The following is a 14,944-nucleotide window of genomic DNA, read 5'->3' as shown; positions in this document are numbered from 1 at the left end:
GATTAATCATTTTTATTTTAAGCATTCCCGGTGCCCTTAATACCGGGATGCTATAAAACCACACGTCAGCCCTTGACAGACCCGAGCATCATACCGGAGACGAAATGCTTTTGCAAAAACGGGTACACCCCGAGAATCGGGACAATCGATACGACCATTGCAGTAGCCTGGATGGAGAAAGGAGTCACTTTCGATCTTGACATTGCAGCAGATGCCGCGTCTCCAGTTGGTATCATAGACTGGTTGATCACCTGCATCATGCGGTAAGTCAACGTCCGAAGTCCCTCATTCTGTACGAAATAGGCGGAATCCAGCCATGCATTCCAATGGCCAGAACCCATGAACAGGCTCATTGTCGCAACAAGTGGCATGGATACCGGAAGTATGATGCGCGCAAAAATGCGAAGCTCGCTCGCGCCGTCCATTCGTGCCGATTCACCGAGCTCTTCAGGAATGTCGTTGAAGAACGAGATGGCGATGAGCAGGAAAAACAAATTGAGCATGCCAGGAATCACGTACACGCCGAACGTGTTGATAAGTCCCAAGCTTTTCAGCACGACATAGTAGGCGATCAGTCCGCCGGAGAAATTCATGGCAAAGACGATGATAAAGAAATAGCTTTTCCGGAAGAGCAGGTCACGTCTTGCAAGACCGTAAGCAACCATCGCGGTAAACAAAACCCCAAGCGACGTTCCAACGACGGTTCGAAGCAGCGACATCCCAAGCGCGCTGAGCCATTTCGGGTCTTTAAGAAAGTAAATATAGTTTCCGAATGTAAAATCCCTGGGCCATAAGTACATCCCTCCGAGTGTGGTATCCGTACCGGAATTGAAGGTAATAACCAGAATGTAATAAAAGGGATATAAAGTCATAAAAACAATGAGCACCAATACGACCATGATGAACGAGTCAAGGCACCGGTCTTCCAACGTCTTTCTTCGCTGCACGAGTATGCCACCCCCTATTCTTTTTTAAAATAAACCTGTTCCCGATACCCGCTTGGCAATCGCATTGCTCGTATAGATCAGGAACAGGGAAATGACCGATTGCATGAGATCGATAGCCGCCGCGAACGAGAATCTGCCCTGCGCCAGCCCGATGTTAAATGCATAAGTCTGAATAATTTGCGACTTCTCGCTGTTAAGCGAGTTGCCAAGCAGCATCGACTGCTCGAAGTTCGAGCCGACTAGTCCCCCGCCAAGCATGCTGCCGACGGACAGTATAAGGACAACGATGCTTGCGCTTTTTAATTCGGGCAGAGTGATATACAAGATGCGTTTAATTCTGCCGGCGCCATCCATCTCGGCCGCTTCATATAGCGAAGGATCAATACCGGCAAGAGCAGCAAGGAATATGATCGTCCACCAGCCCGCTTCTTTCCAGATCGCGGAGGCTACGGCTAAGCCATAGAACGAGTCAGGATCCGTCAGAACATCGACCGGCTCTTTCAATATGCCGAGCGAAAGCAGCAGCTCGTTAAAGATCCCATAACCGGTGGAAAAGAAAGCGTATGCAATCCCCGTTACAACAACCCATGATATAAAATGCGGCAAATAACTGACGGTTTGTACGAACCTCTTGAATGCGACATTCTTGACCTCACTGAGTATTATGGCAAACAGGATCGGGACCGGGTAAGAAAAAACAACCTTCAGAATGCTTAGAATGAGTGTATTCCTAACCAGATTCGGGAAATTATAATCGTCGATCAGTGCCTTAAAATGTGTTAAACCTGCCCATGAGCTTGTGAATATTCCCTCAATACCGGTTGAAATTTTATAGTTTTTAAATGCGATAATAATGCCGAACATGGGAATGTAGCTAAAAATAAGTAGAAACAATATCCCAAGCCATACAAATACGTGAAATGGGAATTGCTTGTGAAGCTGCTTGAGCAATAGCTGCTGCTTTTGAATGGTAATCCCCCTCCTCAGGAAGCGCTTTCTCTCTTTCTTGATTCCTATTATAGGACTACCAAATTAGTCGTGAAAACGGTTCATTTGCAATAAACCTGTGTCCATTTTAAAGGTCATTCTACCGAGATTGTGGAGGGTTGCGACCAATGACACACAGATCGCCAAGAGGCTCATGAAGAAAGGATAATCGAATAAAGAGTCTGGATACACATTGACTGAGTGGCGTCAGAATTATTGAAAAAGCGGCGTTGAAAAACGTGATTAATCGGGGAGCGTTTTCATTATTAGTGAGAAAGGCTTTAGCTAAAATACTCGAAAAGGAATGATTTTCATGGTTGATGAGATTATCCGCGGAATGCAAATGCATATTTATGCATTCTCTATTTGCTTCAATATCCAGTACAAAAAATGCTTAACATTGATATGTCAAAAGTCAATGTTAAGCATTCTATATCCGTCAAGATGATCGGCTGGCCATCTTACCCCGTCTGCGGTCCATCGCATGAAACTGACTGCTTTCTCCGCCGATCCGCGGTGATCTTCGAGAACCTCCTGCCGCCACTCGTACCGGTACGTACTTGTTACTGCCTGACACTATTTTGGATATTTTGCATATAGTCCAGGCCCCATTTCTCTATTTGGAGAAATATAGGATAAAGGCTCTTACCAGTCTCTGATAGTGAATACTCTACCTTGGGTGGAATTTCAGAATACACTCGTCGGTTAATCAGCCTATCGCTTTCGAGCTCACGCAGCTGGCGAGTGAGTGTACGGTGTGTAATATTAGGAAAATCTTTTCTTAATTCATTGAACCGTCTCACCCCATGAATCGAAAGCTTGTGCAAAATGACAAGCTTATACTTGCCTCCAACCATATTGACCGTAAATTCAACCGGACATGGTGAGCACTGTGAGTATTGTTCATCCACTCTGTTTCCCTCCTTATTTAAGGTATCCTCAAAGATACTCTATATCCTTAATGTGCGTACTTATATCTTTAGATTTAAACCTATATGATTTAACTATAATCAGTAAATTACTTTTAGTAAACGAAAGGATGATGATCAATGGCAACTAAGGATAAAGTATTGATTTATGGAGCTGGCGGCGTACAAGGAGGTGCAGTCGCTCGTAAGCTTTTGAATGAAGGAGACACCGTTCATACGATCGTAAGAAGTTCGGACAAGGCCGCCGAGCTTCGAAAGCGAGGCATTACTGCCTTTGTTGGCGATCTGTCCGATGCAGACAGTCTCACCTCAGCTCATGATGGCGTCAGCAAAGTGTTCCTGCTGTTACCGGTGGACTATGACCTGGAGCGTAATCGCCAATTCATCCACAATACCGTAGATGCCGCCAAACATGCCAATGTTAAGCTTCTCGTTTTTAATACCAGCGGTTTCGTTCCGGATGATATTACAGGTGTCACTGCCTATGATATTAAGAGAGAATTGATTGCTTATGTGAAGCAAAGCGGCATTCCATCTATCATCCTTCAACCTACATTTTATATGGAAAACTTCCTAATCCCCGGAGTTGTAGGCAACCAAACACTGGCTTATCCTATACCAGCCGATTCTGCAATCACCTGGATCAGCATGGAAGATGCGGCTGCTTACGGTGTATATGCGCTTAACCATCCAGAGCTGGCAGGGCAGGCATTGCCTATCGTAGGGCCTGAGTTGCTGACCGGCAATCAACTGGCTGAGAAATTCAGTGCTGCATTGGACCGTGAGATACAGTTTTTCTCTCTCCCTGTGGAAGCGTTCGAAGAAGCGTTAGCTCCAGTATTAGGCAAGGAAACTGCAGCCGGCTTGGCCGATTCGTACAAATGGATTGGATTAAATACGAACTTACTGCCCAAGCCAGACCAAGTCATTGACGAGTTGCGTACTGCTGCACCTGGCACTCCGCTCGTGGAGTGGGTCAAACAAGCTGCACAGCATGGATTTTTCGCACCTGCCGCCGGGGAGAACGTAAACAGCTGACCCATTACTAAAGTCACCGCAGACTCCGCGATAGCCGCACTCTGGGGCGATTTTTCCGGTTACAGATGTATGACTGTTTTATCTAGCTATACAAACCTTATGATATGAGGGGATTCAATCATGAAAATTCAACAAATCAGAAACGCAACTTTAGTCGTTGATTATGCAGGTAAAAAATTTTTAATTGACCCGATTCTGGCGGAGAAGGGTACTTACCCGCCTTTCCCCAATTCTTTAAGACAAGATCAGTTTAATCCTTTAGTCAGCTTGCCCTTATCCATTGAAGATCTTATTTATGCAGATGCTGTAATCATCACTCATCTGCATCCGGACCACTTTGATGATGCAGCAAAAGAAGTGTTGCCGAAAGAGATCAAGATATTTGTACAAAATGAAGAGGATGCAAAGGAAGTTCGAAATGCCGGGTTCCAAAATGTTGAGGTTTTGCAAGAAGATACAGTCTTCGAGGGGATCCGGTTAAGGAAAACGAAAGGCCAGCACGGAAGAGGCGAAATATTAAAACTGGCCGGAAACGTGTGCGGCGTTGTCTTCAACCACCCCAACGAAAAAACGTTATATGTAGCCGGTGATACGGTTTGGTATGAAGCTGTTCAAGAAACGCTCGATACTCATAAGCCTGAGGTCATCATTGTTAATGGCGGCGATAATCAATTTTTTGGAAGCGGTTCTTTAATCATGGGGAAAGATGATATCTATGAAGTATATAAGACTGCCCCTGACGCGATAATAATTTCCAGTCATATGGAGGCTGTAAATCACTGGACATTATCAAGGGAAGAATTAAAAAGCTTTATTGATGAAAAGGGAATTTCCTCCACCATTTTGGTTCCGGATGACGGTGAAACATACACATTTTAGTTAGGATATCCCAATAGTCGAATCCAATTTTCGGGTAAACCGGCCAAAGCAACAGTCCGGGACATGACGTTCATGTCCCGGACTTTTTCTGTTTCATTCATATCCTAAACACAGATTACTGATTCATAACCTGAGTAATTTGCGCAGCGGTTAATGGATTGTTATAGATGCGGAAGTCTTCCACCAATACGTTCAGATAAGGGTTGTTGGAGAATTGGGAGCGGCCGATCCAACCTTACTTTTCTTCTGTCTTCCATAAACCGCTGTATACACATAAACTAAAGAATAACGCATCATGCCTTCCGCTTCTTCTGCGCCCAAACGATAACCGGAATAAGAACCAAGGATAGGAATCCTCCTGCCAAGGAAAGCGTGGAATAGCTGGACTGGGCCACAACCACTCCAGATAGGGCACCTCCGGAGGCCCCGGCCAAAGCGATTAGAACATCCACCGTGCCTTGCGTCTTTGCCCGAACCTGCGGCGGTGTCGCATCGACAATGGCTGCAGTCCCGCTTATTAAGCCAAAATTCCAGCCCAACCCAAGCAGCGCAAGCGCAAGAACGAGAAGTAACGTTGAATCACCGGGCGCAAATGCAGCCAGCAGGCCTGCCAGGAGCAAAGTAACACCGGAGGCATAGGACATCATTCTTCGCCCATACTTATCAACGAGTACACCGGTAATCAAAGATGGAAGATACATCGCAGCAACATGGATGCCGATGACAACACCAACCTCCCCCAGCCCGTGTCCGTGATGCATCATGTGAACGGGAGTCATGGTCATAATGGCGACCATTACAATTTGGGTTAGTACCATCACCGTTGCGCCGACGATGAGGCCCGGTTTATGAACACTCACTTTAGAAGCACTGGTTATCTCCGTACCGTTATGGCTTTCTTTGGCATGCTTCGCTTCCGCTATGATTTTGGCAACGATGAAAGGATCAGGTCGAAGGAAAATGAGGAGCACCAAACCGGCTAAAATATACGCCGAGGCTGCCAGCATAAAGGGCCCAGATAATGCAGGAGCACCTATCGAAGCGGCCGCTCGACCTGTGATGTTTACGAGATTCGGACCGGCGACCGCGCCAAATGTCGTGAAGACAAGGGCAGTACTAATCGCTTTTGCCCGCTGTGTTGGCTGCGCCAAATCTGTGCCGGCATATCGCGCCTGCAAATTTGTGGCCGAACCAGCCCCATAAATCAACAATGAAAGAAAGAGCATCGGTAAGTTATTGAAGAGGGCAGCGAGGACGACGCCTACAGCTCCTAGCCCGCCCGCTAAGAAGCCCGTCGCTAACCCGGTTCGGCGGCCCAAACGCTGGGAAAGGCGACCGACTAAAAGCGCCGCAGCAGCGGAACCTAACGTAGTTAATGCAGCGGGAACTCCAGCATAGCTGTCTGTTCCAAGCATGTCTTGTGCAAGCAGCGCCCCCACCGTAATGCCTGCAGCCAATCCGGCCCCGCCAAAAATTTGAGAAGCGATTACGATTATCATAGTCCTTTTATACAAATGACGCTGCTTCTCAGGTGATTCTACGTAGTCATTCAGTTGACTCGGGAGGCTTTTTATTTTATCTCCAACCTGCAAGGGATACTCTGACATATTTATTCTCCTTCTATTTAACGAATCAATTGAATAATTAATTATTGGGCATTTAAAAAGCCATACGCATCGGTATAGCTCAAACCGTAGGGTTCTTTTCTATTTCGTTTGATGAAACGAGTTTGGATACTGCCTGGCTTAATGTTTCCTCTGTACTAAGTACTCGCGCCACTCATAAACACCTTCTTCCAAACGGTATGCTGAAAATCCTTCCCGACGCATATTCTCCACCGCTCTGGTTGCATATACACAATAAGGCCCGCGGCAATAAGCGGCGATCTGAATATCTTTTGGAAGACTTTGCAGGTAGTGATGCAGTTCCTCCATCGGGACGGAAATGGCACCCGAAATGTGGTCGGCCTCAAATTCATCAGCAGGTCGCACATCTAGCAAGATAATACTTCCTTCCTCCATTTTGCTTAGCACTTCCTCCAGCGAGAGGGTATGGTAATCCTCATACTGACTCATAAAGTCCGTTTTTAGACGTGCAATGTCTGCCAGCTGCTTCTCACATATTCGCCATAGAGAGGTTAAGAATTCCGCAATTTCAGGGCTAGCCAACGTATAAATGACATAAGTCCCCTTCTTGCTAAACTTCACCAAGTTGGAGTCAAGCAATATCTGGAGATGACGTGAAACGTTTGCCACGCTCATATCCGTTACCTGTGCCAATTTTTCCACAGGCTTGGGCCCTTGGGATAATAGATGCAAGAGTTCCAGCCGTTTATCGCTGGACAAGCATTTCCCAATTCGAGCGAATTGTCGGAACAAGTCCTCTTTGAAACCACGATCAGGTTGCTCGTTATTCATATTCCCATTCCCCTTTGATTATTCAATTAATTAATTGAATTGTAGTAATGATCGGGTTTTTTCGTCAAGTCATAATTACATCGGATATTATGCGACAGTACCCTTGAAAACGCTAGGTGTCGCCTATTCCGCATGTCCGTCAGGTGCTGGATTACGCTGCATCGGTCATCCCGCGTAATAAAATTATAATGGAGCTCCTACGATCCTATTGGGTACTTGGAGAACCTTTCCCGCAAAACTGGACGTTGCTGTCAATATAAGAAGGCCTTAAGCGGCCTAGAAAGCGGAAAAAAGGGGCTGCAAGAATGCAGCTCCCTTAATAACAAGGTGAGGACCGGTTGATGCTTGATGCCACTATTCGATTATTTTGTATTCAAAGTTTTCAAATAAAACAGATCCTTGTCCAATCGCATCAAGACCAATTCGTAAAGCGAGAAACCCGCCTAAAGCATTGTGATGTAAACCTGATGTCTCAAATGAATGCTGCAGTTTCGTCCAGGTTTGCCGGTCATGGCTATAGTAGAAGACGACTTCGTGATGCTCATTTCGCATCCGCATGAACATTGTGCTTCCCGCACTGGGAACAGCAGGAGTCTGCCATCCTCTGATAATCCCATAGACTCCTTCGTCTGATATACCCATCCCGCTGTAGACGGAATCATTGTAAAAAAGCAGCAGCCTGCCCTGACTCCCGGGTTCGACCGTGATCTTCACTGAAGCCTCATAAGCATGATGTTCAGGCATACATACAAGCGGTGAGGTGTGTGCAGCCGCGTCAAGTACGAGCTTATTGTTCTCAAGCTGGAAATTCCGATGTTCAGCCTTTTTATAAAAACTCCACTGTAAACCAAGGTCAGGACCGGAAAAATCATCACTGAGATTAAAACCATGAGGAACTTCAGAACCCGGCGGCTTGTTTATCGGTTTGTCCGCTGCGACCTGCTCAGGGATGCGGAACCACCCATCCTCCGTCCAAACAACGGGTTCAAGCAAGGTTTGTCTCCCTAATGTGTAATATTCTTTCTCATAGGCGTGGTAAATAATCCACCAATTTCCTTCAGGCGTATCAACAAGAGTTCCGTGACCTTTTGAACTCCAGCGTTCATTTCTGCTTTGGGTGCGAACAATTGGATTATAGGGGGAGTTTTCAAATGGCCCCCAAGGCGTTCTGGATCTTGCAGAGACTACCATATGACTGGTAGCGGGACCTGAAGACCCGCCTTGTGCAGACGTTAAGTAGTAATATCCATTATGATAGGTGATCTTCGGTGATTCCAGGAAGTTGCCTTCCACAATCCATTCTTCCGGAAAAGTCCATCCGCTATATACTTTAGTCGTTTCTCCCTGGATAGATAACCCGTCAGGCGTTAATGGGGTCATGAAGCCCCCACCCGTATGCAGATAACGGTTTCCCTCATTATCCACAACATGACCAGGGTCAATTGCTTGTAATCCGATATCGACAGGCTCGCTCCAAGGTCCTTCAGGAGATGGTGCGGTAAAAGCGATGATTCTTCCATTGATTGGGGCATAAATATAGAATGTTCCTTCATGCTCTATAAATTCCGGGGCCCATACGTCGCCCAGGTATTGCTTCAGCACTCTTGTGACCGGTCTCCAGTTAACAAGATCTTTGGAATGCCATATCAATAAACCGGGAGCAAACGTGAAACTCGAATGCGTCATATAATAATTATCACCACTGCGCAGGACTGAAGGATCCGCATAATCGCCGGATAGTATCGGGTTCAGAAAAGTGCCGTCTTTTAAATCCCCTTTTTGTCGAATCAAGATAGTCATCCTTTCACAAAGCGATTGTTAACCTATATTACCTGTTCTGCGCCCTCTGAACAACCATACTAATTAATCATAAATTCACTGCAAAATTGAATGTTTCGCCGCAATATATTTACCGAATCCATCGTCAAGTGCTTTTGCTCCCAGGCCTTCCGCCCTTGCTTTGGTCCAAGGAAGGCCCGCTTAGTTTCCCTATATTGGAGCCTTCCAAACTTCAAAGACTCCTCTGACTTGACTCAACAAAAATCTTACGCCGCTCATAGGCAAAAAAGATCATAGCGTTCGCCCGAGAAAGACACTTGCCTAAAAAGCGATGTGACAGGCTGGTTTTCGTCATTGATAAGAATATCCGCCAAGAGCAATGATGTATATTTATGCATCTTTGTATGATGATCCAAACAAGAGCCGGAAGCACAAAAAAGTGCTTGCCATTGACTTATCGGAAAGCCAATAGCAAGCACTTTTTTAACAAAACCGGCAATGCATCAACATTTGCGCAAACTTCCACACTGAAAAAAAATCTGATTAAAGCATGGTTTCTAAAATAACCATTGGAGCTTGAACTATCGCGCTGTTACCCATTTGGAGCGAAAAGCGAAATCGTCCTTTCGCCTCCCGCTCCATTCATCCAATTCCGGCTATTACAAAGCTGTGCCTGTGATGCTCGTGCCGTTCTTCGTAATCTTATACTCGATAATTGCGCCGCTCCAGAAGTGGAACTTCAGAATGACCTCACCATCGCTTACTTCTTTGAAGAAACCGCTTGTAAGTTTGATTTCATTCGTTGCATAAGAAGGTAAGTAATTCCGGCCGTACTCCTTGAACGAAGTCCAGTTATGCGGACCGGCGTTGCCCCCCGCAGCGTACATGGCCTCCATCGTGGCAAGACGGTCACCGTTGAAGGCTGTTGGAATCGCAAAGCTTCCGGTTGTACCTTCCGCGTTTTGCAGGACCGGCGTGTCATTGTATTGTACATGGAAGGTCCAATCGGCACCATTGTTGAATCGGGTCGTCAATAAGGCAACCTCACCGAGTTCGGCCGATTCGGTCAGCTTGGCAAGAAAACTAGCTTTGAAGATCAGGTCTTCGCCGTTCAACACATAATCAGTGCCTTTAATCAATTCGTAGTCTCCGTTTTTGATGCTGGTCAGCACATTGCCGTTCAAGTTCAAGGGCATTACAGTGTCCTGAGCCGGCGCGTCTTTCCTGACAAAGATCAAATCGGATTCGCCGGTGGAAGAGCGGCCCTTCAAGCTGGCCATGATCAAATTGTAAAGCTCCTGATCTCTCCACTGAAGCGCTCTGCGGTCAAAACGCCCGCCGTTGTCCCACAGCATAAGGGTAATTTTGTTCTCTACGGATTTAGAGGTGAAATACTCGATAAACTTCAACATCTCGCCATGCTGGGGCACACCGTCAGCTGCATCCCAGCCGAGCAGTCCGTATTCGCCTACAATAACGGGAATTCCTTTCGATACGAACGCATCGTATACATTGCTAATCGTTGTATCGACATCCTTAATCGCGTCGCCTTCAAACTTCGTGTAGTTCGCAATGTTCACACCGAAATGCCATAAGCCGTAGTAGTGTACTGTAGCGATCAAATTCGGATCGTTCAGCTTGGCAATCGTATTTGCAAGAGAATCCACACGCAATTTCTCGGCATTGCAATATAATGTCGGCAGCACAAGCGGACGAACGTCATTGTTGCCACCCGTCTGTCTTACAAGATGGACGAAGGTTGTGTTGATCTCATCAATAAGTGCGAGCTGCGTCGTTGTATCGACGTTTAAAAATTCCGGTTCGTTGATGCTTTCGAACATCAGTTTGTTGGAATGATTCTTGAAGCGGTCGGCAATTTGCGTCCAAATGGCGGTATACCGAGCCATTACTTCATCATGATTCGCCGGCATCGTTCTGAGCCACTTCCAAGCGTCGTGGTGAACGTTGATCATGACATACAGACCCTCTTGGAGCGACCAATCGACAACTTGCTGAACCCGGTTCATCCAATCCGGATTAATTGTATAGTCCGGTGCGCCGCCCATCCGTTTATCCCATGTAATCGGAATACGAATGCTTTTGAACCCCTGCTTCTTAATTTCCTTAATAAATTCTTTGGTGACGCGCGGGTTGCCCCAAGCCGTCTCGTCACCTTCTGTCTCCGGATCATTCGGGTTAAATGCATCCAATGTATTGCCCAGGTTCCATCCCGGCTGCATCGCGCTGACATAGGACTGCATCGGGGTTTCTTTCTCGGAAGCTGCGGCCGGACTGAGGGGCGAGAAAAGCGAAAGCAGCAAGGAAACGGCCATGACTACGGATAAATACGATCTCTTTGTGTTCACTGAAATTCTCCTTTGGTTTCATAGATTTACTGACCCTGCATATGAGCAGCATCATAATTGACAGTAAAAAATTTGGATGAATATCCTTTCCATAAATGCGGCACAGCAGTGTCACGAAACGAACCAGCCTACAGCGCACTTGCGACTGCGGTTCGATGTGGTTATCATGCACCCACTTAGTGGAATGTAAGCGGTTCTATTTTATTGTAACTGCAAGACATTCCTAATAATACATAAAAAAACCATCTAAAAAATCACTAAAAATTCGATTTTCATAGCAGTGGATTTTCGAATCATAGTTGAAGAAGTTGTCGTGGTGCATAGCTTGCGCAACGAAATACTTGGCGCAGCGGCCACGTACAAGTCCATCAGCGATTCAGGATCGAATTTTTCCGCTTTCCACAGCTGTACGATATCTTTGTAGCCGAATGTAGACGGATGTCCGTAATGGCGAATATGGTACCGATACTGTTCGGAACCTTCGTAATACATATTTCGGGCATACCAGTCCCCGTACATGGGAACCGATTGTGCGCCCCAGTGCGACCAGATACCGAGCTTGGCATCCCGGAACCAATCCGGACACTTGAAGTTCCTGAGCGATTCAAATGCGGGTTCGAAAGGACCCTTGGCGATTTGCGCCTTAACCATGCCAGCAAAGCTTCCTGTTTTATTGCTGCAGTTTAACAGCTAGCAGTATTATTGTAGACACATGAATATAGAATCCTAACTACCTTTTGTATAAAATTATCTACATTTACTTATTCGGTGATTATCCATGGACAATACCGGGCAGCAATTGATCCGGTTATATCTCGATAACCTTCAGGTTCAAGTAACCACAATCCTTTTCCTATTCCATCTCGATTTGGAAGACAACAGGCACAGAGCTCTTAGTTCGGCTTCGTTTCAGCGAATGACTAACGGGCTGTTCTGAACGACGGACAGCCATTCTCGGGCAATGAGCTCATGGCCGGCAGCCGTCGGGTGAACGCCGTCCCATATCCAATAGGCGGGATCCATGCCGGACGAGGCCTTGTCGAACGCCGCCTGTAAGGGAACGAATACCGCATCGTATTCCTCGGCCAACTGGCGAACGATACGACTGTAGTCATCGATCCGTATTCGCCACTCGTCCCATTTCTCCTCAGTCACCCCGACTTTCAATATAAACGGCTCGCAGAGCACAATTCCAGCGGAAGGCAGCGTCTCCTTCGTTTCCGCCAGCAAATGCCGGTACGCTCTTTCGAAACGGTCGCCCGAACAACCTGACATAATCCGCCAAACGTCGTTGACGCCGATCAGGATACTGATCAAGCCCGGTTTTAATCTGATCGCGTCTTCGTCCCAGCGGGCGTATAAATCCGAAACCCGGTTACCGCTGACGCCCCGGTTGATGAAATGCGGCTGGCTGCGCGCCAACTCGAAGCCGAGCTTGCTGGCAATGATAAAAGCGTAGCCGTGTCCCAAAATGTGATTAGGATCCTCATTGCGGCACCGGTTGCCATCGGTTATGGAATCTCCCTGAAACAGAATGGTTTGCCGTCCTTGATTCATGTTCGATTTCCTTTCGTTGTTGAATAAGTTATTGATTTGTCTTGGATTGAGACACTTATTGTTCCATCTTCACGATTTCTACTCCGTACGGGTCCAAATCCAGCTCCGGCCCGACCGTCTTGCGAAGAAGGAGACTCGAAAATTCGCCGCCAATAGAAACGATCTGCCGTTTCCGCGTAAGATTCATAATAAACATGTAAAGTGTGGTACCTTTACTCCGCACAGAAATTTGCACGCCTTCCGGCAGTCCGGGGAGACGGTTTACCCCGGCCTCGCGAACCACCTCTCGGAAAAGATCCAGATAGAAGCTCTCCTCGGCAATCGTGCCCAAATAATAAACTTTGCCTTTCCCTAGTTCGCGTACCGTAGCTGCCGCTTTACCGGCAAAGAAGTCGTCTTCGTACCAGGCGATCGTCTCCGCGCCCGCAGGCTCAAGAATATCGCACCACTGACTGCACGAATATGTTTTACCGCTTTTCGTCCTGATCGCGTGAATATCGTTCCCGACCGGATCGTATTCCGCGACGGTCGTTCCCGCAACATCGGCCAAAGGACCGGGCAGCGGACTCATCCAGCATACGTTGTTCATGTTTTTGACTCCGGAACGTGCCGTCAAAATAAGAGTAGCCCCGTTCTTAACGCAGGTTTCCAGATGGTCGGCAAGACTCTGGTCCGTTAGAAAGAGGGATGGGGCTATAATCATCCGATAGCCGCCCAAATCCTCGGTCATATTGACCACATCGGCCACAATGCCCAGCTTGGTCAGAGCCCGGTGATACAGCTTCAAATGATCGAAATAATGCATTCCTTCCACTTGGGGCTGTATTCCAAACGCATTGTAGAGGTCGTGCGAATGCAGCACGGCTGCTTCGCTCAGCACCACAGACCCGCCCAGCACCTCAGAAAGCCGGTTGACTTCTTCGCACAACACACGATATTCCTCGAAGCGCCGGCCGGGCACATTGCTATGGTCGATTAACCCGTGCCAGAATTGCTCGGCGCCAATCGGAGCGCTTCTCCATCTGAAATGCACGAGTGCGTCCGCTCCGCGGGAAATGCACTGCCATGCATACGCGCGAATGAGCCCCGGATGAGGCGTCCGCCACATCGGAAACCAGCAGCCGGGCGGGCCGCTGATCGTCTCCATGATCCAGAAAGGGCTTCTCTTGATACCCCGTGTCAAATCAAGTGTCAACGCGCCGCTGTAACCGCTCGAAACTGCTTTCTCCGGACTCGTGTTCGGGTAATAATCGAGAGAGGCGAAATCCAGCGTCTCACAAAGCTTGTAATAATCCAGCGACATCGGATAGCTCCATATATTATGGGTAACAAAATGTTCCGGACAATAACGCCGCAATATATTTACCTGCAGCTGTTGGAATTCGACGACGGAGTCGGTTTCGAACCGTTTATAGTCGAGCAGATACGATGGATTCTTGTATGCCGTACCGCCAAGCGGGGTCGTAATCTGGTCCCAGCTGCTGTATTCGCCGCTCCACACGACCGTCCCCCAGGCCTCGTTGATGGCATCAAGCGAACCATATTTGTTCGAAAGCCATCGACGGAATTGCTTATTGCAGCTCTCGCAATGGCATTCGTTCAGGCTGAACTCGTTGTCAACCTGCCAGCCGATAACGGCCGGATGATTGGAATAGTGCCTGGCAAGCTTCTCTACAATTCGCTCTGCATATAATCGCATGGACGGACTATTATAGCAGCGGTGTCCGCGTATCCCGGGATAGCGCGGATGAAGCACGGCATCTACAGGCAGCACATCGGGAAACCGGTTCACGAGCCAATTCGGCGGCGTACAAGTCGGCGTGCCGATGACGACCTTGATCCCCTGGCGATCAAAGACGTCTATCGCATCATCTAGCCACGAGAAATCATAGCCTCCTTCTTCCGGCTCCAGGCGTGACCAAGCAAACTCGGCTACCCGAACAAGGCTTACGCCTGTCTCGCGCATCAAATTCGCGTCCTGCTCCCACATGGTGCGCTCCCAATGCTCGGGATAGTAATCGACTCCCATTTTCACGAAAACAACC

The 14,944-nt window shown here is 47.6% G+C and carries 12 protein-coding genes; 2 read left to right on the top strand and 10 right to left on the bottom strand.

Going from position 1 to position 14,944, the window contains the following annotated elements:
* Positions 1 to 65: 65 nt before the first annotated feature.
* From KZ483_RS09360 to KZ483_RS09350, 3 genes are all read right to left on the bottom strand, one after another.
* Positions 66 to 947 carry a carbohydrate ABC transporter permease gene (locus tag KZ483_RS09360; protein ID WP_397376164.1) on the bottom strand — a complete coding sequence of 294 codons (882 nt, stop codon included), beginning with the start codon at positions 945 to 947 and terminating at the stop codon, positions 66 to 68.
* A 24-nt stretch (positions 948 to 971) separates the two neighbouring features.
* Positions 972 to 1,898 (bottom strand): ABC transporter permease, encoded by a 927-nt coding sequence (locus KZ483_RS09355; RefSeq protein ID WP_258881616.1) that lies wholly within the window; start codon positions 1,896 to 1,898, stop codon positions 972 to 974.
* Positions 1,899 to 2,497: 599 nt separating this feature from the next.
* Positions 2,498 to 2,845, bottom strand: coding sequence for a winged helix-turn-helix transcriptional regulator (locus KZ483_RS09350; protein WP_258881615.1), 348 nt, complete (start codon positions 2,843 to 2,845; stop codon positions 2,498 to 2,500).
* A 138-nt stretch (positions 2,846 to 2,983) separates the two neighbouring features.
* Here KZ483_RS09350 and KZ483_RS09345 point away from each other — a divergent pair, with 138 nt between their 5' ends.
* Together KZ483_RS09345 and KZ483_RS09340 are read left to right on the top strand one after the other, a co-directional pair.
* A complete protein-coding gene (locus tag KZ483_RS09345; RefSeq protein WP_220352369.1) occupies positions 2,984 to 3,901 on the top strand; it encodes an SDR family oxidoreductase in 918 nt (305 codons plus the stop codon).
* 120 nt (positions 3,902 to 4,021) lie between these two features.
* A complete protein-coding gene (locus KZ483_RS09340) occupies positions 4,022 to 4,780 on the top strand; it encodes an MBL fold metallo-hydrolase (protein ID WP_220352368.1) in 759 nt (252 codons plus the stop codon).
* Between the two features lie 293 nt (positions 4,781 to 5,073).
* Here KZ483_RS09340 and KZ483_RS09335 read toward each other — a convergent pair whose 3' ends face one another.
* The 7 genes from KZ483_RS09335 to KZ483_RS09305 form a co-directional block, all read right to left on the bottom strand.
* The gene (locus KZ483_RS09335) at positions 5,074 to 6,387 is read right to left on the bottom strand and encodes an MFS transporter (protein ID WP_220352367.1); all 1,314 of its coding nucleotides are present in this window, start codon (positions 6,385 to 6,387) and stop codon (positions 5,074 to 5,076) included.
* Positions 6,388 to 6,525: 138 nt separating this feature from the next.
* Positions 6,526 to 7,197, bottom strand: a complete 672-nt coding sequence (locus tag KZ483_RS09330; protein ID WP_220352366.1) for an ArsR/SmtB family transcription factor — start codon at positions 7,195 to 7,197, stop codon at positions 6,526 to 6,528.
* A 354-nt stretch (positions 7,198 to 7,551) separates the two neighbouring features.
* A complete protein-coding gene (locus KZ483_RS09325) occupies positions 7,552 to 8,997 on the bottom strand; it encodes a family 43 glycosylhydrolase (RefSeq protein ID WP_220352365.1) in 1,446 nt (481 codons plus the stop codon).
* A 638-nt stretch (positions 8,998 to 9,635) separates the two neighbouring features.
* A complete protein-coding gene (locus tag KZ483_RS09320; RefSeq protein WP_220353353.1) occupies positions 9,636 to 11,309 on the bottom strand; it encodes a cellulase family glycosylhydrolase in 1,674 nt (557 codons plus the stop codon).
* 279 nt (positions 11,310 to 11,588) lie between these two features.
* Complete coding sequence (locus KZ483_RS09315) at positions 11,589 to 11,993, bottom strand: alpha-L-fucosidase (protein WP_258881614.1); 405 nt, start codon at positions 11,991 to 11,993, stop codon at positions 11,589 to 11,591.
* A 258-nt stretch (positions 11,994 to 12,251) separates the two neighbouring features.
* Positions 12,252 to 12,899, bottom strand: coding sequence for an SGNH/GDSL hydrolase family protein (locus KZ483_RS09310; RefSeq protein ID WP_220352364.1), 648 nt, complete (start codon positions 12,897 to 12,899; stop codon positions 12,252 to 12,254).
* A gap of 55 nt (positions 12,900 to 12,954) precedes the next feature.
* Complete coding sequence (locus KZ483_RS09305; RefSeq protein ID WP_220353352.1) at positions 12,955 to 14,928, bottom strand: beta-galactosidase; 1,974 nt, start codon at positions 14,926 to 14,928, stop codon at positions 12,955 to 12,957.
* Between the last annotated feature and the right edge of the window lie 16 nt (positions 14,929 to 14,944).

The sequence above is a fragment of the Paenibacillus sp. sptzw28 genome (assembly GCF_019550795.1).
In the GTDB taxonomy this organism is placed as follows: Bacteria; Bacillota; Bacilli; order Paenibacillales; family Paenibacillaceae; genus Paenibacillus_Z.
Note: the sequence above shows the minus strand (reverse complement) of the source record. Positions and strands in the feature narration are given on the sequence as shown.